Raw genomic sequence first — 22,187 nt, 5'->3', positions numbered from 1 at the left:
GAGCCCCTGTGACGATTCGCGTCCTGTTGGTCGACGACCAGCCGCTGCTGCGCACCGGCTTCCGGATGATTCTGGAGGCGGAGCAGGACCTGGCGGTGGTGGGCGAGGCCGGTGACGGTCTGCAGGCGCTGGACCAGGTGCGGGCGCTGCAGCCCGACGTGGTGCTGATGGACATCCGGATGCCGCGGATGGACGGGGTGGAGGCGACCCGGCAGATCACCGGGCCCGGCCGGGACGGGCCGGCGAAGGTCCTGGTGCTGACCACCTTCGACCTGGACGAGTACGTGGTGGAGGCGCTGCGCGCGGGCGCGAGCGGCTTCCTGCTCAAGGACGCCCCGGCGAACGAGCTGGTGCAGGCGATCCGGGTGGTGGCGGCGGGCGAGGCGATGCTGGCCCCGTCGATCACGCGCCGGCTCCTCGACAAGTACTCGGCGCATCTGCCGACGGGCGAGGAGCGGGTGCCGGACACGCTGGGCACGCTGACCGACCGTGAGGTGGAGGTCCTGAAGCTGGTCGCCAAGGGGCTGTCGAACGCGGAGATCGCGGCGGACCTGTTCGTCAGCGAGACGACGGTGAAGACGCACGTGGGCCATGTGCTGACCAAGCTGGGCCTGCGCGACCGTGTGCAGGCGGCGGTGTACGCGTACGAGAGCGGTCTGGTCCGGCCGGGGGCCAACGGCCAGTAGGCCGGGTACGACGGCGGTACGGGGAAGGGCCCGGCGCGCGGGTGCGCGCCGGGCCCTTCGCCGTGTTCCGGACCGGGGTCAGCTCTTGCGGAGCTCCCAGAAGCGGAAGACGGTCGAGGCGTCGAGGGTCCATTCGAGGCCGGTGACGCCGTCGCGGGTGACGGCGTACTGCTTGCCCTGCCAGAGCGGGAGGAGCGGGAGCTGCTCGGCGACGGCGTCCTGGATGGCGCCGTACTCCTTGTCGGTGGCGGAGCGGTCGGCGGTGGCGGCGGTCTTCGGCAGGTGGGTGCCGGTGATGGCCTTGTTCTCGTAGTGGTTGCCGAGGACGTTGCCCTCGCCGAAGAAGGGGGACGTGAAGTTGTCGGCGTCGGGGTAGTCGGGGACCCAGCCCTTGACGTAGACGCCGTACTTGCCGTCGGCGATGTCCTTCTCGTACTGCTCGAAGGGGACGGACTTGACGTCGGCGGTGAAGAGGCCGCTGGCGTTGAGCTGGGCGGCGATGGCCTTGAGCTCGGCGTCGGTGGAGGGGCCGTAGCGGCTGGGGGTCGACCAGAGGGTCAGGGCGATCTTGTCCTTGATGCCCGCGGCGCGCAGCACCTGCTTCGCCTTGGCCTGGTCGGGGGCGCCGTAGGTGTCGAAGAAGGCGGTGTTGTGGCCGTTGATGCCGGCCGGGACGATCGAGTAGAGCGGGGTGGCGGTCGACTTGTAGACGTCCTCGACGAGGGCGTCGCGGTCGACGAGGTGGGCTATCGCCTTGCGGACGGCGAGCTTGCCGGCGACGGGGTCCTGCATGTTGAAGACGAGGTGCTGGACCTCGGCGCTGCCGCCCTGGACGACCTGGACGTCGTGGTCGCCGCCGGCGTTCTCCAGGGCGGAGATGTCGGCGGCGGAGAGGCCTCGGTAGGCGATGTCGACGTCGCCGTCGGTGAAGGCCTTGGCGAGGGCGGTGCGGTCGCCCTGGTACAGCTTGAGGGTGATCTTGTCGTTGCGGCGCTCGGCGGTGCCCTGGTAGCCGGTGTTGGCGGAGAAGACGGCCTCGGTGTCGCCGAAGGAGTCCAGCTTGTACGGGCCGGAGCCGACGGCCTTGCCGTCGCCGCGGAGCGCGTCGGCGGGGTACTCGCGGTGGTCGACGATGGAGCCGGCGCCGGAGGCGATCTTGCTGGGGAAGGTGGCGTCCGGGACCTTGAGGCGGAAGACGACGGTCCGCTCGTCGGGGGTCTCGATGGTGTCGATGGTGGAGAGCAGCGGCGCCGGGCCGGAGGGGTCGGCGATCTTCAGGGCGCGCTCGAAGGAGAACTTGACGTCCTCGGAGGTGAGCGGGTTGCCGTTGGAGAACTTCAGGCCGGGGCGCAGCGTGCAGGTGTAGACGGTGCTGCCCTCGCCGAAGCCGCACTTGTCGGCGGCCTCGGGCTCGGGCACGGAGCCGCCCTTGGGGAAGGCGAGGAGGGACTGGAAGACGTTGTTGAACAGCAGCCAGGAGCCCGGGTCGTAGCCGGCCGCGGGGTCGGTCGCCAGGATCTCGTCGGACATGCCGACCCGGATGCCGCCGGCCGCGCCGGAGCCCGTGCCCTGCTCGGTGCCGCAGCCGCCGAGGAGGGCGGCGGAGAGGCCCGCGGCGAGCGGGGCGGTCAGCCACTTGTGGTGCGTCTTCACAGAAACTTGCCTCGTGATCTCTTGCCAGGCCGGCCGCGCGTGGCTGCGCGGCCGGTACAACGAAGGGGTCAGGCGGTGGTGCCGCGGCTCAGCTCCCACAGGAGCAGGTCCGAAGAGGTGTTGAGGGCGTACTCGACACCGTTGATGTCGTCGCGGGCGGCGACGTACTGCTTGCCCTGCCAGAGCGGCAGGACGGGCACGTCCTGGGCGACGATCTTCTGGATCCGGTGGTAGACGGGGGTCGCGGCGGTGCGGTCGGCCTCGCGGCGGGACTGCGGGATGAGCCGGTCGCGGACGGTCTTGTTGACGTACGGGGTGCCGAGGAAGTTGTCGCTGTCGAGGAAGGGCGCGACGTAGTTGTCCGGGTCCGGGTAGTCGGGGAACCAGCCGAGGCCGTAGACGGCGTAGTCGCCGCGGCGCTGGGCGGGGCGGAACTCGGACCAGGCGGTGCCCTTGACGGTGACGTCGAAGAGCTCGCTCGCGACGAGCTGGTTCTTCAGCGTCGCGAACTCCTGGGCGGTCTCCTCGCCGTAGTGGTCGGTGGTGTAGTTGAGGGTGAGCTTGACCGGGGTCCGCACGCCGGCCTTGCGGAGGATGGCGGCGGCGCGGCCGGCGTCGCCCTCGCCGTACTCCTCGTAGAAGGGGGTGGCGTGGCCGCTGATGCTGGAGGGGATGAGCGAGTAGAGCGGCTCGGCGGTGGGGCCGTACACGCGGTTGACGAGGGCGCCGCGGTCGATGACGGCGGCCATGGCCTGGCGGACGGCCTTCTCCTCGACGGCGGGGGCCTTGGTGTTGAAGCCGAGGTAGCGGATCTCCAGGCCGGGGACCTCGGAGACGCGGATGCCGGCGGCGGGGCTCTCGGTGAGGTCGCGGACCTGCTCCTGGGAGAGGGAGCGGGCCATCATGTCGATGTCCTTGCTCTCCAGGGCCTTGCCCATGGCGCCGGCGTCGGCGAAGGCGCGGAGCTCGACCCGCTCGTTGCGGGCCGTGATGTCGCCCTTGTAGCGGGGGTTGCGGGAGAAGACGAAGCGGGTGGCCTGGTCGCCGTCCTGCTCGGTCTTGAGGGTGTACGGGCCCGAGCCGTCCACCACGAAGCCCTCGCGGAGCTTGTCGGCGGCGTACTTGTCCTTGCTGAGGATGCCGGCGACGGGGGTGGAGAGCTTGTACGGGAAGGTGGCGTCGGGGGCGTTGAGGTGGAAGACGACCTCGCGGTCACCCTTGGTCTCGACGGTGTCGACGGTCGACAGGAGGGCGGCGGCGCCGTTGTCGGACTTGATGTTCCGGACCCGGTCGATGGAGTACTTGACGTCCTCGGCGGTGACGGGGGTGCCGTCGGCGAAGGTGAGGCCGGAGCGCAGGACGCAGCGGTAGCTCTCGCTGGCGGTGTCGGTGAAGGCGCAGGTCTCGGCGGCCTCGGGGACGGGACGGCCGCCGCCGCGGGGGACGTGGACCAGGGTCTGGACGGTCTGGCGGAGGATGTTCCAGGCGCCGGTGTCGTAGGCGTAGGCCGGGTCGAGGGGCGCGGGGGCCTCCTCGGTGGCGACGAACTGGTCGGTGGTTCCGACGACGATGGCTCTGTCGTCCTCCCCGGTGCCGCAGGCGGCGAGGAGGGGGGCGAGCAGTCCGGCCACGGCCGGCAGCACCAAGGTCTTGCGGTTCATCAAGGGACGTTCTCCTCAGCCGGCCTGGGGTACAGCGGTCATGACGACACTCCGCCGCCGGCCGCCCGGTCGGGGCGGGAGCGATCGGGCCGGGAAGTTGCGATCGGTCCTGTGTTCTCGGCGACTTGGGTATGCGCCGGCGCACGCGGTGATTGCGGCGAAGTACTCCGCGAAAGATTAGTGGGCGGCGGTGCCGCGGCCGGACGGGGTGGCCGGTGGGGAGTAATCGCAGGGTGATCATGAATGCGTCAACCTCGATAACCATGCGGTGCGCGAGGCGGACGGGAGTGAGCGAAACGGGACACAAAGGGGCGGCGGACGTTCGCATTCCGGGCACGGAACGACCTCAGGCCACCCCTCGGCGAGCACGCTGGGTGACCAAGGTCACGCGGTCGCAATTCGAGGGATGGCCTGAAGCAATTCCCCGGGGGAAAGCCCTGGGGGCTCCCGGGGTGGCGCGGGAAAAGCTCAGATAAAGCTCAGATTCCCGAGACGAGGGTACGCAGGAAGGGCACGTCGACCTCTTCCAGGGAGCGCACCACGACCCGGCCGGGCAGGGCCGGGATCGGCGCGACGGAGGGCACGGCGACGACCCTGCAGCCGGCCGCCTCGGCGGCGGCGACCCCGGTCGCGGTGTCCTCGATGACCGCGCACAGGGCGGGGTCGGCGCCGACGCCCCGCGCGGCGGTGAGGTAGGGCTCCGGGTGGGGCTTGGTACGGGTGACCTCGTCGCCGGCGACGGTGAGGTGGAAGCGGTCGCGGCCGAGGGACTCCAGGACGCGGTCGATGATCCGCCGGTGGGAGGCGGAGACGAGCGCGGTGGGGATGGAGTGCCGGGCCAGCTCGGCGAGGAGCCGCTCGGCGCCGGGCATGAGCGGGACGCCGCGCTCGATGCGCTGCTCGAACTTCTCGTTGAGCAGCACGCTCAGCTCGTCGAGGGTGATGTCGGCGCCGGTGGAGTCGATCAGGTAGCCGGCGCTGCGGGTCATCGGGCCGCCGACCACGATGTCCTTCCAGGCCTCGTCGAGCCGGTGTCCGAGGTCGGCGAAGACCTCGACCTCCGCGTCCCACCAGAAGCCCTCGGTGTCGACGAGGGTCCCGTCCATGTCGAGGAAGACCGCCTGCAGGGCGGAGCTTCCGTTGGCGCGGAACAGGGACGCGGGGACCGTACTGGTCATCCGGCACACCTCCATGGAGGGACGGAAAGGCCGGCCCCCACTCCCGGTACGGGGAGGAGGACCGGCCTGCACTGGACCGACAAGTGTACGTCGCGATCACCGCCGGCGCCGTGATTTACCACCCGGCACCCGCCGACGGCCCACCATGGGCTGACCGGCCGCCGACCGTCGGCGGTCGGTCGGCGGCCGGTCAGCGACCGGTCACCGGGCGTTGAAGTACTTCGCCTCGGGGTGGTGGAGGACGATGGCGTCGGTGGACTGCTCCGGGTGGAGCTGGAACTCCTCGGAGAGGTGCACGCCGATCCGCTCCGGCCGGAGCAGGTCGGCGATCTTCGCCCGGTCCTCCAGGTCGGGGCAGGCGCCGTAGCCGAGGGAGAAGCGGGCGCCGCGGTACTTGAGGTCGAACATGTCCTGGACGTCCGCCGGGTCCTCGCCGCCGAAGCCGAGCTCGGCGCGCACGCGCGCGTGCCAGTACTCGGCGAGGGCCTCGGCCAGCTGCACGGAGAGGCCGTGCAGCTCCAGGTAGTCGCGGTAGGAGTCGGCGGCGAAGAGCTCGGCGGTGGCCTCGCCGATCTTCGAGCCGACGGTGACGACCTGGAGGCCGACGACGTCGGTCTCGCCGGACTCCTCGGGACGGAAGAAGTCCGCGAGGCAGAGGCGGCGGCCGCGGCGCTGGCGGGGGAAGGTGAAGCGGGTCCGCTCGTGGCCGGCCTCGTCGAGGATGATCAGGTCGTCGCCCTTGGAGACGCACGGGAAGTAGCCGTGGACGACGGCCGCCTCCAGGAGGTTCTCGGTGTGCAGCCGCTCCAGCCAGCCGCGCAGCCGCGGCCGGCCCTCGGTCTCCACCAGCTCCTCGTACGTCGGACCGTCGCCGGCCCGGTTCTGCTTGAGGCCCCACTGGCCCTTGAAGAGCGCGCCCTCGTCGAGCCAGGAGGCGTAGTCCTTGAGCGGGATGCCCTTGACGACCCGCGTGCCCCAGAACGGCGGGGTGGGGACGGGGTTGTCGGTGGCCACGTCGGAGCGGCCGCCGGGCTCGGGCTCGTCGACCTGGAGCGCGGCCGTGCCCTTGGGGACCCGGCGCTGCTTCAGCTCGGGGAGTACGGCTCCGGGGACGCCGCGCTTGACGGCGACGAGGGCGTCCATGAGGCGCAGGCCCTCGAAGGCGTCGCGGGCGTAGCGGACCTCGCCCTGGTAGATCTCGTGGAGGTCCTGCTCGACGTACGCCCTGGTCAGGGCGGCGCCGCCGAGGATCACCGGGTACTTGGCGGCCAGCTCGCGCTGGTTCAGCTCCTCCAGGTTCTCCTTCATGATCACGGTGGACTTCACGAGGAGGCCGGACATGCCGATGACGTCCGCCTTGTGTTCCTCGGCGGCTTCGAGGATCGCGGAGACCGGCTGCTTGATGCCGATGTTGACGACGTTGTAGCCGTTGTTGGAGAGGATGATGTCGACGAGGTTCTTGCCGATGTCGTGGACGTCGCCGCGGACGGTGGCGAGCACGATCGTGCCCTTGCCGTCGGCGTCGGACTTCTCCATGTGCGGCTCCAGGTGGGCCACCGCGGTCTTCATGACCTCGGCGGACTGGAGCACGAACGGCAGCTGCATCTGGCCGGAGCCGAAGAGCTCGCCGACGACCTTCATGCCGTCGAGCAGCGTGTTGTTGACGATGTCGAGGGCCGGGGTGGTGGTCAGGGCCTCGTCGAGGTCGGCCTCCAGGCCGTTCTTCTCGCCGTCGATGATCCGCCGCTTGAGGCGCTCCTCCAGCGGCAGCGCGGCCAGCTCCTCGGCCTTGCCGGCCTTGAGGGACTTGGCGGTGGCGCCCTCGAAGAGGGCCATCAGCTTCTGGAGCGGGTCGTAGCCCTCGGCGCGCCGGTCGTAGATCAGGTCGAGCGCGGTGGTGACCTGCTCCTCGTCGAAGCGGGCGATCGGCAGGATCTTCGAGGCGTGCACGATCGCCGAGTCCAGGCCGGCCTTCACGCACTCGTCGAGGAAGACCGAGTTCAGCAGGATGCGGGCGGCCGGGTTGAGACCGAAGGAGATGTTCGACAGACCGAGCGTGGTCTGCACGTCCGGGTGGCGCCGCTTCAGCTCGCGGATCGCCTCGATCGTCGCGATGCCGTCCTTGCGGGACTCCTCCTGACCGGTGCAGATGGTGAAGGTCAGCGTGTCGATGAGGATGTCCGACTCGTGGATGCCCCAGTTGCCGGTGAGGTCGGCGATGATCCGCTCGGCGATGGCGACCTTGTTCTCGACGGTGCGGGCCTGGCCCTCCTCGTCGATGGTCAGGGCGATCAGCGCCGCGCCGTGCTCCTGGGCGAGGCGCGTGACCTTCGCGAAGCGGGACTCGGGGCCGTCGCCGTCCTCGTAGTTGACGGAGTTGATGACCGCCCGGCCGCCGATCTTCTCCAGGCCCGCCCGGATCACCGGCACTTCGGTGGAGTCGAGCACGATCGGCAGGGTGGAGGCGGTGGCGAAGCGGCCCGCCAGCTCCTCCATGTCGGCGACGCCGTCACGCCCGACGTAGTCCACGCACAGGTCGAGCATGTGCGCGCCCTCGCGGATCTGGTCCCGGGCCATCTCCACGCAGTCGTCCCACCGGCCGTCGAGCATGGCCTCGCGGAACTTCTTCGACCCGTTCGCGTTCGTCCGCTCGCCGATGGCGAGGTACGAGGTGTCCTGCCGGAAGGGCACGGTCTGGTAGAGGGAGGCGGCACCGGGCTCGGGGCGCGGGTCGCGCGGGGCGGGCGTGAGGTCGCGGACGCGCTCGACGACCTGGCGCAGGTGCTCGGGGGTCGTACCGCAGCAGCCGCCGACGAGGGAGAGGCCGTAGTCGCGCACGAACTGCTCCTGCGCGTCGGCCAGCTCGGCCGCGGAGAGCGGGTAGTGGGCACCGTCGGAGGTGAGGACGGGCAGGCCGGCGTTGGGCATCACCGAGAGCGGGATACGGGAGTGGCGGGCGAGGTAGCGCAGGTGCTCGCTCATCTCGGCCGGGCCGGTGGCGCAGTTCAGGCCGATCATGTCGATGCCGAGCGGCTCCAGGGCCGTGAGGGCGGCGCCGATCTCGGAGCCGAGCAGCATGGTGCCGGTGGTCTCGACGGTGACGGAGACGATGAGCGGCACGTCGTGGCCGAGGGCGTCGAGGGCGCGGCGGGCGCCGATGACGGAGGCCTTGGTCTGGAGGAGGTCCTGCGTCGTCTCCACGATCAGCGCGTCGGCGCCACCGGTGACGAGACCCTCGGCGTTCTGCTGGTAGGCGTCACGCAGCACCGTGTACGGGGCGTGTCCGAGGGTCGGCAGCTTGGTGCCCGGGCCGATGGAGCCCAGGACCCAGCGCTGCCGGCCGTCGGCGGCCGTGAACTCGTCCGCGACCTCGCGCGCCACCCGCGCGCCGGCCACGGACAGCTCGTGCACGCGGTGGGCGATGTCGTACTCCCCCAGGGCCGCGTGGTTGGCACCGAAGGTGTTCGTCTCGACGCAGTCCACACCCGCCGCGAAGTACTCGCGGTGGACGGAGGCGACGATGTCCGGCCGGGTGAGGCTGAGGATCTCGTTGCAGCCTTCGAGGTTCTCGAAGTCCGCGAGGGTCGGCTCCTGGGCCTGGAGCATCGTCCCCATCGCGCCGTCGGCGACGACGACACGGCTGGCGAGTGCTTCGCGGAGCGCGGTGACGCGGCTCCGGCTGTCGGCGGAAGGGGTCGGCAACGAGGCCATAAGGGGGCTCCCTGGGCTGCGACGGCTGTCGGCTTTGCACCCTGGGCACAGGGTGCACGGGGTCAGCGTAACCGCGGATCGGCCGGGGTGGACACGGCGTCCCGCAGGGCGGACGGCATCCTGTGTGCGAGGACTCCCGGTGGGGCCCCTTCTTCGAGGACACTGTCAAGTGCGAGGCAAGGTCGGCATCGACCGATAGTGTTCAGCATTGTCGAACAGCATCATGTGTGGCACAGGTGAGGAGAAGGGCCGGGCGATGGCGAAGAACATCCAGTCGCTTGAACGGGCGGCGGCCATGCTGCGACTGCTCGCGGGCGGCGAGCGCCGGCTCGGCCTGTCCGACATCGCTTCCTCGCTGGGACTGGCCAAGGGCACGGCCCACGGCATCCTGCGCACCCTCCAGGCAGAGGGCTTCGTGGAGCAGGACGCCCCCTCGGGCCGCTACCAGCTGGGCGCGGAGCTGCTGCGGCTCGGCAACAGCTATCTGGACGTGCACGAGCTGCGGGCGCGGGCCCTGGTGTGGACGGACGACCTGGCGCGGTCCAGCGGGGAGAGCGTGCACCTGGGGGTGCTGCACCAGCAGGGGGTGCTGATCGTGCACCACGTCTTCCGGCCGGACGACAGCCGGCAGGTCCTGGAGGTGGGCGCCATGCAGCCGCTGCACTCCACGGCCCTGGGCAAGGTGCTCTCGGCGTACGACCCGGTGGCGCACAGCGAGGCCGTGGAGGTGACGCGGGAGCCGTTCACGCCGCGTACGGTCACGGGCCTGGAGGACTTCGAGTCGCTGCTCGACATGACCCGGGCGCGCGGCTGGGCCGCCGACGTGGAGGAGACCTGGGAGGGCGTGGCCTCGGTGGCGGCGCCGATCCACGACCGGCGCCGGATGCCGGTGGGCGCGGTGGCGGTGACCGGGGCGGTGGAGCGGCTCTGCCCGGCCGGGGAGCTGCGCCCGGAGCTGGTGGCGGCGGTGCGGGACTGTGCCCGGGCGGTCTCCCGGGACCTGGGGGCGGGCCGCTTCTGAGGCCGCGCCCGCGGGGCCGGTGAGCCGGTCCGCACGGAAAGTGAACCCGTCGGTAACGATCGCGTTATCGGCGGGTTTTTCGCTTCCCAGACCCTTGACGCACTGTTAACCCCAGGGCAAAACTTCCGTTCATCGGTCGGCATTGTCGAACACCTACCGGCAATACGCGCTAGAGTGTGGCAGTGCCAAGGGCCGTGGACGCCCTCACACGAGGGCGCGGACCACCGGGGCGAACCGGGTTCGCCATCCCCCTGGACGAAGGACAAAGGAGTCGCGGGTGTCCAGCTCCGACATCTTCCTCGGCGAGACCATCGGTACCGCCGTACTCATTCTTCTCGGCGGCGGCGTGTGCGCCGCCGTGACGCTCAAGAGCTCCAAGGCCCGCGGCGCGGGCTGGCTGGCGATCACCTTCGGGTGGGGCTTCGCGGTCATGACCGCCGTCTACATGACGGCTTCCCTCTCCGGAGCCCATCTGAACCCCGCCGTCACGGTCGGCATCGCCGTCAACAGCGGCGAGTGGGGCAACGTGCCGGTCTACTTCGCCGGCCAGTTCCTCGGCGCGATGATCGGCGCCGCCCTGGTCTGGGTCGCCTACCACGGCCAGTTCCAGGCGCACCTCACCGACCCGGAGACGGTCGGCGAGAAGCCGGTCGAGGGCCCCGGCCCGGTGCTCGGCATCTTCTCCACCGGCCCCGAGATCCGGAACACCTGGCAGAACCTCGCCACCGAGATCATCGGCACCGTCGTGCTCGTCCTCGCCGTGCTCACCCAGGGCCTCAACGACAGCGGCAAGGGCCTCGGCGTCCTCGGCGCCCTGATCACCGCCTTCGTCGTGGTCTCGATCGGCCTCTCGCTCGGCGGCCCGACCGGGTACGCGATCAACCCGGCGCGCGACCTCGGCCCCCGCATCGTGCACGCGCTGCTGCCGCTGCCGAACAAGGGCGGCTCCGACTGGGGCTACGCCTGGATCCCCGTCGTCGGCCCACTGGTCGGTGGAGCCCTCGCAGCGGGTATCTACAAGCTCGCGTTCGTCTGATCCGTACGAGAACAGCAACAGAGCCCCGAGCCGTCCTTCCCAGACTTCCCATGGAGCACACCGTGACCGACGCCCACACCGCCGGCCCCTTCATCGCCGCCATCGACCAGGGCACCACCTCGTCCCGCTGCATCGTCTTCGACAAGGACGGCCGGATCGTCTCGGTCGACCAGAAGGAGCACGAGCAGATCTTCCCGAAGCCGGGCTGGGTCGAGCACGACGCCACCGAGATCTGGACCAACGTCCAGGAGGTCGTCGCCGGCGCCATCGTCAAGGCCGGCATCACCGCCGCCGACGTCAAGGCCATCGGCATCACCAACCAGCGCGAGACCACGCTGATGTGGGACAAGAACACCGGCGAGCCCGTCCACAACGCCCTCGTCTGGCAGGACACCCGCACCGACGGCCTCTGCAAGGAGCTCGGCCGCAACGTCGGCCAGGACCGCTTCCGCCGCGAGACCGGTCTCCCGCTCGCCTCCTACTTCTCCGGCCCGAAGGTCCGCTGGCTGCTCGACAACGTCGAGGGCCTGCGCGAGCGCGCCGAGCGCGGCGACATCCTCTTCGGCACCATGGACTCCTGGGTCATCTGGAACCTCACCGGCGGCACCCAGGGCGGCGTCCACGTCACCGACGTCACCAACGCCTCCCGCACGCTCCTGATGAACCTCCACGAGATGGCCTGGGACGAGCGCATCCTCCAGTCCATCGACATCCCGGCGGCCGTCCTCCCCGAGATCCGCTCCTCCGCCGAGGTGTACGGCACGGTCAAGGGCGGCGTCCTCGACGGCGTCCCGGTCGCCTCCGCGCTCGGCGACCAGCAGGCCGCGCTCTTCGGCCAGACCTGTTTCGCCGAGGGCGAGGCCAAGTCGACGTACGGCACCGGCACCTTCATGCTGATGAACACCGGTGACAAGATCATCAACTCCTACAGCGGCCTGCTGACCACGGTCGGCTACCAGATCGGCGACGCCGCGCCGGTCTACGCCCTGGAGGGCTCCATCGCCGTCACCGGCTCGCTCGTCCAGTGGATGCGCGACCAGATGGGCCTGATCAAGTCCGCCGCCGAGATCGAGACCCTGGCCTCCTCCGTCGAGGACAACGGCGGCGCCTACTTCGTGCCCGCCTTCTCCGGCCTCTTCGCCCCGTACTGGCGCTCCGACGCCCGCGGTGTGATCGCCGGCCTCACCCGGTACGTCACCAAGGCGCACATCGCCCGTGCCGTCCTGGAGGCCACCGCCTGGCAGACCCGCGAGATCACCGACGCCATGACCAAGGACTCCGGCGTCGAGCTGACCGCGCTCAAGGTCGACGGCGGCATGACCTCCAACAACCTGCTGATGCAGACCCTCTCGGACTTCCTGGACGCCCCCGTGGTGCGCCCGATGGTCGCCGAGACCACCTGCCTCGGTGCCGCCTACGCCGCCGGTCTCGCCGTCGGCTTCTGGCCCGACACCGACGCGCTGCGCGCCAACTGGCGCCGTGCCGCGGAGTGGACCCCGCGCATGGACGCCGACAAGCGCGACAGCGAGTACAAGAACTGGCTCAAGGCCGTGGAGCGCTCCATGGGCTGGCTCGAAGAAGAGAAGTGACGAGGAGTAGACCGAGATGACCACCCCGCAGACCGTTCCCGCCCTCGGAACGCACCCGGCCGCCGGCTCGCTTCCGACCCGCGCCGAGACCAGAGAGCAGCTTGCCAAGGCGACGTACGACCTGCTGGTGATCGGCGGCGGCATCCTGGGCATCTCCACCGCCTGGCACGCCGCGCAGTCCGGTCTGCGGGTGGCCCTGGTGGACGCCGGCGACTTCGCCGGCGCCACCTCCTCGGCCTCCTCCAAGCTCCTCCACGGCGGCCTGCGCTACCTGCAGACCGGCGCGGTGAAGCTCGTCGCCGAGAACCACTTCGAGCGGCGCGCCGTCTCCCGGCAGGTCGCCCCCCACCTGTCCAACCCGCTCACCTTCTACCTGCCCGTCTACAAGGGCGGCCCGCACGGCGCCGCCAAGCTGGGCGCCGGCGTCTTCGCGTACTCCGCGCTCTCCGCCTTCGGCGACGGCGTCGGCCACCTCCTCTCCCCCGCCAAGGCGGCCCAGGACGTGCCCGAGCTGCGCACCGACAACCTCAAGGCGGTCGCCGTCTACGGCGACGACCAGATGAACGACGCCCGCATGGCGCTCATGACGGTCCGCGCGGCCGTCGACGCCGGCGCCGTCGTCCTCAACCACGCCGAGGTCACCGGGCTCCGCTTCACCAAGGGCCGGGTCACCGGCGCCGAGCTCAGGGACCGGATGTCCGGCGAGGAGTTCGGCGTCACCGCGCGGCTCGTCCTCAACGCCACCGGCCCCTGGGTCGACCACCTGCGCCGGATGGAGGACCCCAACGCGGCCCCCTCCATCCGCCTCTCCAAGGGCGCCCACCTGGTCCTCAAGCGGACCGCCCCGTGGAAGGCCGCGCTGGCCACCCCGATCGACAAGTACCGGATCACCTTCGCCCTCCCCTGGGAGGACATGCTCCTGCTCGGCACCACCGACGAGGAGTACGAGGGCGACCCGGGCGAGGTCGCGGTCACCGAGAAGGACACCGCCCAGATCCTGGACGAGGCCGCCTTCTCCATCCGCGACCAGCAGCTCGACCGCTCCCTCATCACCTACGCCTTCGCCGGCCTGCGGGTGCTCCCGGGCGGCCCCGGCGACACCTCCAAGGCCAAGCGCGAGACGGTCGTCACCGAGGGCCGCGGCGGGATGCTGTCGGTCGCCGGCGGCAAGTGGACCACCTTCCGCCACATCGGCCGCACCATCATGAAGAAGCTGGAGGCGCTCCCCGGCCACCCGCTGGGCGAGGACTACGAGTCCGTCTCCACGCTCCCGAAGCGGCTGCCGCTGCCCGGCATCGCCAACCCGAACGCGGTCGCCCACCGGCTGCTCGTCGACGGCCCGGCCCCCGGCCCGCGGATGGCCGCCGACACCGCCAAGCACCTGGCCACGCACTACGGTTCGCTCTCCTTCGACATCGCCCGGATGGCGAACGAGAACCCCGAGCTCGCCCGCCGGATCCACCCGGACGCCCCGGAGATCTGGGCGCAGGTCGCCTACGCCCGCGACCACGAGTGGGCCGAGACGGCCGACGACGTGCTGCGCCGCCGCACCACCCTGACCATCCGCGGCCTCGCCACCGACGAGATCCGCGCCGAGGTCGACGCGATGCTGCGCGCCGAGTAGTCACCGGCGCCACGAGCCGAGGGGCGGTCCACTCCGGGGAGGGTGTGGACCGCCCCTCTCGCGCGCCGTGTGCGGGGCCCCGATCCTGGGTAGTCGATCAAGGCCGCACGGGTTTTCGGGCGTGCCCGAGGGCTGCGGCCGGACGACCCGGAAGCCGTAAGGTTGGTCCGTACGACACGAACTTCGAAGAAGGAGGCGCTGGGTGATCGAGCTCGAGGGGGTACCCGAGCTGATCGACCCGGTCATGGTGGCCGCGTTCGAGGGCTGGAACGACGCCGGCGACGCCGCCTCCACCGCGGTCGCTCATCTGGACCGGGAATGGAAGGGCGAGGTCTTCGCGGCGCTCGACGCCGAGGACTACTACGACTTCCAGGTCAACCGCCCGACTGTGTTCCTGGAGAACGGCGTACGGAAGATCACCTGGCCGACCACCCGGCTCTCCGTGGTCCGGATCGGCGGCGACAAGCCGCGCGACCTGGTCCTGGTCCGGGGCATCGAGCCCTCGATGCGCTGGCGCTCCTTCTGCAACGAGCTGCTGGGCTTCGCGCACGAGCTGGGCGTGGAGATGGTGGTGATCCTGGGCGCGCTGCTCGGCGACACCCCGCACACCCGCCCGGTGCCGGTCAGCGGCGTCACCTCCGACCCGGACCTGGCCCGGACGATGGACCTGGAGGAGACCCGGTACGAGGGTCCGACGGGCATCGTCGGCATCCTCCAGGAGGCGTGCACCCACGCGGGCGTGCCGGCGGTGAGCCTGTGGGCGGCGGTGCCGCACTACGTGTCGCAGCCGCCGAACCCGAAGGCGACGCTGGCGCTGCTCAACCGCCTGGAGGACCTGATCGGGCTGCGGATCCCGCTGGGCGAGCTGCCCGAGGACGCGCGCGCCTGGCAGCTGGGGGTGGACCAGCTGGCGGCGGAGGACAGCGAGGTCGCCGAGTACGTGCAGACGCTGGAGGAGGCGCGGGACACCGCCGAGCTGCCGGAGGCCTCGGGCGAGGCGATCGCCCGCGAGTTCGAGCGCTACCTGCGGCGGCGCGACCCCGGCCAGGGTCCGGGACCCGGTGGTCCGGGGGTGGCGACGGAGAGCGGCGACACCTCGTACCTGCGGGATCCGGGCAGCGGCCGGACCCGGCCGCCGAAGCCGGGACAGTCCGAGGAGCCCGACCGGCCGGATCAGTCCGATCAGTCCGATCGGATTGAGGGGCCCGACGAGGAATGAGAAGAGGGGGACGGCCAGGGCCGTCCCCCTCTTCCGTTCTTCTCTCGGCCTTACAGCGCGACGCCGAGGAGCGCGTCGACCGTGCGGGAGACGAGGCCGGGGGCGGACTCGTCGGTGCCGCCGTCGGACTCCTGGCGGGCGGCCCAGCGGTCCACCGCGGCGAGCGCGGCCGGGGTGCCGAGGTCGTCGGAGAGCGCCTCGCGGACCTCCTCGACGAGGGCGTCGGCGGACGGGCCGTCGGGCCGGGAGACGGCGGCGCGCCAGCGGTCGAGACGGGCGACGGCGTCGGCGAGGACCTGGTCGGTCCACTCCCAGTCGGCGCGGTAGTGGTGGGCGAGGAGGGCGAGCCGGATGGCGGCCGGGTCGACGCCCTCGCGGCGGAGCGCGGAGACGAAGACCAGGTTGCCCTTGGACTTGGACATCTTCTCGCCGTGCAGGGCGACCATGCCGGCGTGGACGTACGCCTTGGCCATGGGGAACTCGCCCGTGAGGGTCTGGGCGTGCGAGGCGCCCATCTCGTGGTGCGGGAAGATCAGGTCGGATCCGCCGCCCTGCACGTCGAAGCCCATGCCGAGGTGGTCGAGGGCGATGGCGACGCACTCGATGTGCCAGCCGGGGCGGCCGGGGCCGAGGCTGCCGCCGTCCCAGCTGGGCTCACCCTCGCGGGCGGCCATCCACAGCATCGGGTCGAGCGGGTTCTTCTTTCCGGGCCGCTCGGGGTCGCCGCCACGCTCGGCGGAGAGGTGGCGCATCAGCTCGGTGTCGTAGTGCGACACCTCTCCGAAGTGCGGGTCGGCCTCGACGGAGAAGTAGATGTCGCCGTCGAGCTCGTAGGCCGCGCCGTTGTCCCGGAGCCGCTCGACCAGCGGGATGATCGACGGTATCGACTCGACCGCGCCGACGTAGTGCCGGGGCGGCAGCATCCGCAGGGCGGTCATGTCCTCGCGGAAGAGGGAGGTCTCGCGCTCGGCGAGTTCGGTCCAGTCGATGTCGTCCCGCAGGGCGCGTTCCAGGAGCGGGTCGTCCACGTCCGTGACGTTCTGGACGTAGTGCACCTGCCGCTTGGTGTCGAGCCACACGCGCTGCACGAGGTCGAACGCGTTGTAGGTCGCCGCGTGACCCATGTGGGTCGCGTCGTAGGGCGTGATGCCGCAGACGTAGATACGGGCGACGGGACCGGGGGCGAGGGTCACTCGTCCGCCGGTCGCGGTGTCGTGGATCCGGAGGTCGCGGCCCTTGCCGGGAAGGGCGGGGACCTCGGAAGCGGGCCAGGCATGCATGACCCGAGCGTAACCGGACAGCTCTTCCGGATACGAACCGGATCCGGAATCTTGTCCGATCACGCACTCTTGCGGGTCAGCCGCGTATGTGCACACCCCACGGAAGTCCGGCGCGGTCTCCGGGGGCGGATCCGATGTGGCCGAAACCGTACGGCTCCTAGACCGGCGGCCACGGGATCGCCGGCCACTGCCCGGACGGCTCCGGGTGACGCCCGGTGGTCAGCATCGCCGCCACCCGCTGCCGTACGGCGGACACCTCGGCGGCCGTGAGCAGTTCCCCCAGCCGGGTGGCGAGGGGCGCCCCGGGGGCCAGCGCGCGGCCGAGGCCGGTCAGGACCTCGGTGGCCTCGGCGGGCAGCTCCTGGCCGGCCCAGCCCCACAGCAGGGTGCGCAGCTTGTCGTCCACGTGGAAGGAGACGCCGTGGTCGATGCCGTAGAGCCGGCCGCCTGGTGCGGGGAGCAGATGGCCGCCCTTGCGGTCGCCGTTGTTCATCACCGCGTCGAGGACGGCGAGGCGGCGCAGTTCGGGGGTGTCGGCGTGGACGAGGAGCGCGGTGCGCCCCTCCCCCACCTCGGCGGGGCCGATCGCCTTCCAGCCCTCGCCGGCCTCCTCGTCCTCGGTGAGGGCGAGGAGCCGGGCCTCCGGGTCGGCCTCGACCCAGAGCTGGACCATGCCCTCGCCGTACGGGCCGTCCCGCAGCACCGTCGGGGGGACCAGGCCCCACCCGGTGGCCTCGGAGAGCTCGTACGCGGCGACCTCGCGCTCGGCGAGGGTGCCGTCGGGGAAGTCCCACAGGGGGCGCTCCCCCGCGACCGGCTTGTAGACGCAGGCGGCCTCGCGGCCCTCGTGGGCGACGGTGCAGTAGAGCACCGCGTTGGAGGCCTCGCGGACCTGGCCCCGGACGGTCAGCTCACCTCGGGCGAGCAGCTCGGTGTCCGGCGCGAACTCGGGGCTGCTCATGCTCCGCGGCGGTATCCGTTCTGGCGGGGGCAGACGTGGCCCTCGGGGTCCAGCGGAAGGCTGCACAGCGGGCACGGCGGCCGGCCGGCGTTGACCACGTCGAGGGCCCGCTTGGCGAAGGCGCGGGCCTGGGCCCCGCTGAGGCGGACCCGGAGCATCGGCGGGCCGTTCTCCTCGTCCTGGAGCAGCCGCTCCTCGGCCGCGGCGAGGTCCTCCTCGGAGTCCACGTCCATCTCGACCAGGGCCTGCGCCTCGACGATCATGCGCTGTTCCTCGCCGTCCCAGGCGAGGGCCATGGTGCCGACCCGGAACTCCTCCTCGACGGGGCTGTCGAGAGGGGCGGTGTCGGCGATGTCGGCGGGGGCCACGGCCGGGACCGGGGCGTTGCCCCCGGTGCGGCGCAGGACCTCGTCGAGAAGCTCGTCGATGCGCTCGGCGAGTGCGGCCACCTGGGTCTTCTCCAGGGCGACGCTGGTGACCCGGCCGGCCGCGGACGCCTGGAGGAAGAACGTGCGGCGGCCAGGCAGCCCGACCGTACCGGCCACGAAGCGCTCCGGCGGGTCGTAGAGGAACACCTGACGGGACACTCTCCCGGCTCCCTTGACTGTCGACTGTCGTACTGCAACGGCGAGTCCACCCTACTGCGCGGGGATCACGGCGCGCCCGCGCCGCCCCCCACCTCGGCCGTCCCACCGGCCCCCGGAGTCTCGCGCGGGGCCAGTGCGGCGAGGTCCCCGGTGTCGCCGAGGCGGACCAGGAAGGGGCGCAGCCGGGTGTAGCGGATCACGGTGAGTGAGCAGGGGTCGACGTGGATGCGCTGGAAGAGGTCGAGGTGGAGGCCGAGGGCGTCGGCGACGAGGGACTTGATGACGTCGCCGTGGGAGCAGAGGGCGTAGACGGCGTCCTCGCCGTGTTCGGCCTCGATCCGGGCGTTCCAGTCGCGGACGGCGTCGACGGCCCTGGTCTGCATGGCGCGCATGGACTCGCCGCCGGGGAAGGCGGCGGCGGAGGCGTGCGCCTGGACGACCTCCATCAGCGGTTCGTCGTTCAGCTCGGCGAGCTTGCGTCCCGACCAGTCGCCGTAGTCGCACTCGTTGACCCGCTCCTCGATGTGGAGCGGCAGCTCGGGGCGGGCGTCCAGGAGCGGCTGGAGGGTCTCGCGGCAGCGCTGGAGGGGGCTGGAGAGGGCGGCGGCGAGCGGGATCCCGGCGAGCCTGGCGGGCAGGGCGGCGGCCTGGGCGGCGCCGCGCTCGTCGAGCGCCACGCCCGGCGTGCGGCCGGCGAGCAGTCCGGAGGTGTTGGCGGTCGAGCGTCCGTGCCGGACGAGGATGAGCGTGGCCATGCCGGCCAGCCTACGGCGCACGCGCGCGTGCGGGCGTGGTCCCCGCCGGGCGGGGCGGCACGCGCGCGTACGGGAGCGGTCCGGTGCGAGCCGGACGCCACGCGCGCGTGCGGGGCGGGAGGGGACGGGGGAGAATACGGCGCGTGATCGTCGACTCTGCCCTCTACCGCAACGGGCGCCGGACGGAATGCGGCAGCGACCTCGCGCACGCCCTCGCCGAGGCCCGGGAGAGCGGCCACGCCTTCCTGTGGCTGGGTCTCTACGAGCCGACGGAGGCCGAGTTCGACCACGTGGCCTCGGAGTTCGCGCTGCACCCGCTGGCCGTCGAGGACGCTCTGAAGGCCCATCAGCGGCCCAAGCTGGAGGTGTACGACGACTCCCTCTTCGCGGTCCTGAAGCCCGTGGACTACGAGCCGGAGAGCGACCGGGTCTCGTCCGGCGAGCTGATGCTCTTCCTGGGCGACTCCTTCGTGGTGACGGTCCGGCACGGCGAGGGAGCGCCCCTGGCGGCGGTGCGCAAGCGCCTGGAGACCCAGCCGGAGGTGCTGCGGCACGGGCCGACGGCGGTGCTGTACGCGGTGAGTGACGCGGTGGTGGACCACTACCTGGACGTGGCGGGCGAGCTGCAGGTGGACCTGGAGGAGCTGGAGGCCGACGTCTTCGCGCCGGGCGGGACGGGCACGGCGAACACGGCGGAGCGGATCTACACGGCGAAGCGGCAGGTCCTGGAGTTCCGTCGGGCGACGGGGCCGCTGGCGGGGCCGATGGCCCGGCTGACGGCGGGCGCGGTGCCGTTCGTGAACGAGGAGTCGCAGCCCTTCTTCCGGGACGTCAACGACCATCTGCTGCGGGCGAACGAGCAGGTGGAGGGGTTGGACCGGCTGCTGTCGGACGTGCTGTCGGCGCATCTGGCGCAGATGGGGGTGCGGCAGAACGACGACATGCGGAAGATCTCGGCCTGGGCGGCGATGGCCGCGGTGCCGACGATGGTCGCCGGCATCTACGGCATGAACTTCGACCACATGCCGGAACTTCACTGGGCGTGGTCGTATCCGGCGCTGATCCTCCTGATGGCGGGGATCGTGACGGGTCTGTACCGCCTGTTCAAGCGGCGCGGCTGGCTCTGAGCGGACGCCGGGTTCCGGGAAGAAAGCCGGCCGCGCCGCCGGGAATATGTCAGAACGCGGGTGCGGGGGTGGCGGGGCCGCCCAGCGCGTCGCGCCGCTCCGGCATCCTCAGGCTGATCATCTTGTGCCAGCCGGCGAGGCGCTCGTAGGCGTACATGCCGTGGATGCCGGCGGCGAGCGCCGCGCCCTTGGGCTTCGGCCACTTCAGGATCCGGCCCATGTGGCCCATGACGGCGAGGCTGACGTCCCGGTAAACCTGGATCTCGGCGAGGGCCGACTCGCGCAGGGTGGTCTGGATGAGACGGCCGTGACCGGCCCGGGCGAGCCGGAGCAGCTCCTCGTGGCAGTAGGCGAGGTGGTTGGCCTCGTCGTTGTCGATCATGTGGATGGCCTTGCCCAGCTCCGGGTGGTCGCCGAAGTAGGTGACGAGCATGTCCATCTGGTCGGCCGCGCGCTGCTCGGTGACCCTGCTGTGGGCGAGGTAGACGATGACGTCGCGCTCGGACAGCGGCCGGTCGCCGCGGAGCTTCTCGTGGGCGAGCCCGATGCCGCGCCGTTCGAGGAGCATCGTGTAGTCGGTCTCGGGCGGTACGGGGACGGGTTCGAGGCCCCGCTTGCGCAGCAGCGCGTTGAAGATGCGCCCGTGCTTGTCCTCGTCGGCGCCGTGCCGGGTGATCTTGGGCGCGAGCTCCCGCATGCCGGGGGCGACGAGGGCGGCGATCCGGGCGTTCTCCCAGCCGCCCTGCGACTCGCCGCTGGCGGCGATCGAACAGAAGAGCCGGAAGGCCTCGTCGTCGTCGATGATTTCCTGGAACAGGCTCTTGGCCGTGAGCATCGCTGCACCTCCCTGCGGACGACCGCACTCCGCGCGTCCGGGAGACCGAGTCAAATGCGGTCCGGGACGGGGGGCAACAGGAGGGCTCCGCGGTGTCGGCCGAAAGAGTGAGAGCCGGGGCCGTAACCGGGGGCGCGGTGGCGCGTTGAACGGCATGACGGCCGTGGCGGGGAAGACCCCCGAGCCCCCACCACGGCCGCAGTCTTCCTTACGCCAGACCCGCCCGCTCCAGGGCGTCGACGCCCGCGCGCAGCGCGGTGAGGCGCTCGTCGAGGGTGAAGCCGGCCGGGGCCAGGGTCAGCGTGGTGACACCGGCCTCCGCGTAGGCGGTCATGCGGTCCGCGATCCGGTCGACGGTGCCGAGCAGGGCGGTCTGGTCGATCAGCGAGCGGGGCACGGCCGCCGCGGCGCCCGTCTTGTCGCCGGCCAGGTACTTGTCCTGGATCTCGGCGGCCTCCTTCTCGTACCCCATGCGCTGGGCGAGCTGGTTGTAGAAGTTCTGCTTGCGGCTCCCCATGCCGCCCACGTAGAGGGCGGTGTACGGCCGGAAGACGTCGGCGAGCGCGTCGACGTCCTCGCCGAGGGCGAGCGGCAGCGTCGGGCAGACGTCGAAGCCGTCCATGGTCAGGCCGGCCTTCTCGCGGCCCGCCCGCAGCGGCCGCAGCGCCGTCTCCTCCAGGTGCTCGGCCGAGGGGAAGATCAGCAGGGCGCCGTCGGCGATCTCGCCGGTCTGCTCCAGGTTCTTCGGGCCGATCGCCGCGATGTACAGCGGGATGTGCTCGCGCTGCGGGTGGACGGTCAGCTTGATCGGCTTGCCGGGACCGCCGGGCAGCGGCAGCGTCCAGTGCTCGCCCTCGTGGGTGAGGCGCTCGCGGGACATCGCCTTGCGGACGATCTCCACGTACTCGCGGGTGCGGGCCAGCGGCTTGTCGAACTTCACGCCGTACCAGCCCTCGGAGACCTGCGGCCCCGAGACGCCCAGGCCGAGGCGGAAACGGCCGCCGGAGAGCGAGTCCAGGGTGGCGGCGGTCATCGCCGTCATCGCGGGCTGGCGTGCCGGGATCTGCATGATCGCCGAGCCGACGTCGATCCGCTCCGTCTTCGCGGCGACCCAGGAGAGCACGGTCGGCGCGTCCGAGCCGTACGCCTCCGCCGCCCAGCAGACGTCGTAGCCGAGCCGGTCGGCCTCCTGGGCGACGGCGAGGTTGTCGCCGTCCATGCCGGCGCCCCAGTAGCCGAGGTTGATGCCGAGCCGCATTTCCAC

17 protein-coding genes are annotated in these 22,187 nt (G+C 71.5%); 7 read left to right on the top strand and 10 right to left on the bottom strand.

The features are described 5' to 3' along the window. Positions 1 to 8 precede the first annotated feature (8 nt). Positions 9 to 686, top strand: coding sequence for a response regulator transcription factor (locus ABZ621_RS13165; protein ID WP_360603756.1), 678 nt, complete (start codon positions 9 to 11; stop codon positions 684 to 686). A 78-nt stretch (positions 687 to 764) separates the two neighbouring features. Here the strand turns inward: ABZ621_RS13165 and ABZ621_RS13160 are convergent, their stop codons facing one another. The 4 genes from ABZ621_RS13160 to metH form a co-directional block, all read right to left on the bottom strand. Continuing rightward, positions 765 to 2,339, bottom strand: a complete 1,575-nt coding sequence (locus ABZ621_RS13160) for an ABC transporter substrate-binding protein (RefSeq protein ID WP_360603754.1) — start codon at positions 2,337 to 2,339, stop codon at positions 765 to 767. A 68-nt stretch (positions 2,340 to 2,407) separates the two neighbouring features. Further along, a complete protein-coding gene (locus tag ABZ621_RS13155) occupies positions 2,408 to 4,000 on the bottom strand; it encodes an ABC transporter substrate-binding protein (RefSeq protein ID WP_360603752.1) in 1,593 nt (530 codons plus the stop codon). Positions 4,001 to 4,479: 479 nt separating this feature from the next. After that, positions 4,480 to 5,178, bottom strand: coding sequence for an HAD family phosphatase (locus tag ABZ621_RS13150; protein WP_360603750.1), 699 nt, complete (start codon positions 5,176 to 5,178; stop codon positions 4,480 to 4,482). A gap of 201 nt (positions 5,179 to 5,379) precedes the next feature. Beyond that, the gene (metH, locus tag ABZ621_RS13145; protein WP_360603748.1) at positions 5,380 to 8,889 is read right to left on the bottom strand and encodes a methionine synthase; all 3,510 of its coding nucleotides are present in this window, start codon (positions 8,887 to 8,889) and stop codon (positions 5,380 to 5,382) included. A 256-nt stretch (positions 8,890 to 9,145) separates the two neighbouring features. On the opposite strand from metH, the gene ABZ621_RS13140 reads away from it, so the two are divergent. From ABZ621_RS13140 to ABZ621_RS13120, 5 genes are all read left to right on the top strand, one after another. Beyond that, positions 9,146 to 9,910, top strand: a complete 765-nt coding sequence (locus tag ABZ621_RS13140; RefSeq protein ID WP_360603746.1) for an IclR family transcriptional regulator — start codon at positions 9,146 to 9,148, stop codon at positions 9,908 to 9,910. A 277-nt stretch (positions 9,911 to 10,187) separates the two neighbouring features. After that, positions 10,188 to 10,946 carry an MIP/aquaporin family protein gene (locus ABZ621_RS13135; RefSeq protein WP_360603744.1) on the top strand — a complete coding sequence of 253 codons (759 nt, stop codon included), beginning with the start codon at positions 10,188 to 10,190 and terminating at the stop codon, positions 10,944 to 10,946. A gap of 62 nt (positions 10,947 to 11,008) precedes the next feature. Next, entirely contained in the window at positions 11,009 to 12,535 is a 1,527-nt protein-coding gene (gene glpK / locus ABZ621_RS13130) for a glycerol kinase GlpK (protein ID WP_360604142.1), read from the top strand. A gap of 16 nt (positions 12,536 to 12,551) precedes the next feature. Next, a complete protein-coding gene (locus tag ABZ621_RS13125; RefSeq protein ID WP_360603742.1) occupies positions 12,552 to 14,159 on the top strand; it encodes a glycerol-3-phosphate dehydrogenase/oxidase in 1,608 nt (535 codons plus the stop codon). Between the two features lie 202 nt (positions 14,160 to 14,361). Beyond that, a complete protein-coding gene (locus ABZ621_RS13120) occupies positions 14,362 to 15,378 on the top strand; it encodes a PAC2 family protein (RefSeq protein WP_360603740.1) in 1,017 nt (338 codons plus the stop codon). 50 nt (positions 15,379 to 15,428) lie between these two features. Here the strand turns inward: ABZ621_RS13120 and mshC are convergent, their stop codons facing one another. From mshC to ABZ621_RS13100, 4 genes are all read right to left on the bottom strand, one after another. Then, complete coding sequence (gene mshC, locus ABZ621_RS13115; protein ID WP_360603738.1) at positions 15,429 to 16,658, bottom strand: cysteine--1-D-myo-inosityl 2-amino-2-deoxy-alpha-D-glucopyranoside ligase; 1,230 nt, start codon at positions 16,656 to 16,658, stop codon at positions 15,429 to 15,431. 157 nt (positions 16,659 to 16,815) lie between these two features. Continuing rightward, entirely contained in the window at positions 16,816 to 17,619 is an 804-nt protein-coding gene (locus tag ABZ621_RS13110) for an SCO1664 family protein (protein ID WP_360603736.1), read from the bottom strand. Then, entirely contained in the window at positions 17,616 to 18,206 is a 591-nt protein-coding gene (locus ABZ621_RS13105) for a DUF3090 domain-containing protein (protein WP_360603734.1), read from the bottom strand. Before ABZ621_RS13105 ends, ABZ621_RS13110 begins: the two co-directional genes overlap by 4 nt. Before the next feature lie 65 nt (positions 18,207 to 18,271). Then, the gene (locus tag ABZ621_RS13100) at positions 18,272 to 18,961 is read right to left on the bottom strand and encodes a histidine phosphatase family protein (RefSeq protein WP_360603732.1); all 690 of its coding nucleotides are present in this window, start codon (positions 18,959 to 18,961) and stop codon (positions 18,272 to 18,274) included. A gap of 134 nt (positions 18,962 to 19,095) precedes the next feature. On the opposite strand from ABZ621_RS13100, the gene corA reads away from it, so the two are divergent. Then, positions 19,096 to 20,088: a magnesium/cobalt transporter CorA gene (corA, locus tag ABZ621_RS13095; RefSeq protein WP_360604140.1), complete on the top strand. Its 993-nt coding sequence runs from the start codon at positions 19,096 to 19,098 to the stop codon at positions 20,086 to 20,088. 49 nt (positions 20,089 to 20,137) lie between these two features. Here the strand turns inward: corA and ABZ621_RS13090 are convergent, their stop codons facing one another. Further along, positions 20,138 to 20,923 (bottom strand): ferritin-like domain-containing protein, encoded by a 786-nt coding sequence (locus ABZ621_RS13090; RefSeq protein ID WP_360603730.1) that lies wholly within the window; start codon positions 20,921 to 20,923, stop codon positions 20,138 to 20,140. Positions 20,924 to 21,131: 208 nt separating this feature from the next. After that, positions 21,132 to 22,181 carry an LLM class F420-dependent oxidoreductase gene (locus tag ABZ621_RS13085; protein ID WP_360603728.1) on the bottom strand — a complete coding sequence of 350 codons (1,050 nt, stop codon included), beginning with the start codon at positions 22,179 to 22,181 and terminating at the stop codon, positions 21,132 to 21,134. Positions 22,182 to 22,187 lie beyond the last annotated feature (6 nt).

Origin of the sequence: Streptomyces sp. NPDC007863 (assembly GCF_040633895.1) — a bacterium.
In the GTDB taxonomy this organism is placed as follows: domain Bacteria; phylum Actinomycetota; class Actinomycetes; order Streptomycetales; family Streptomycetaceae; genus Streptomyces.
Note: the sequence above shows the minus strand (reverse complement) of the source record. Positions and strands in the feature narration are given on the sequence as shown.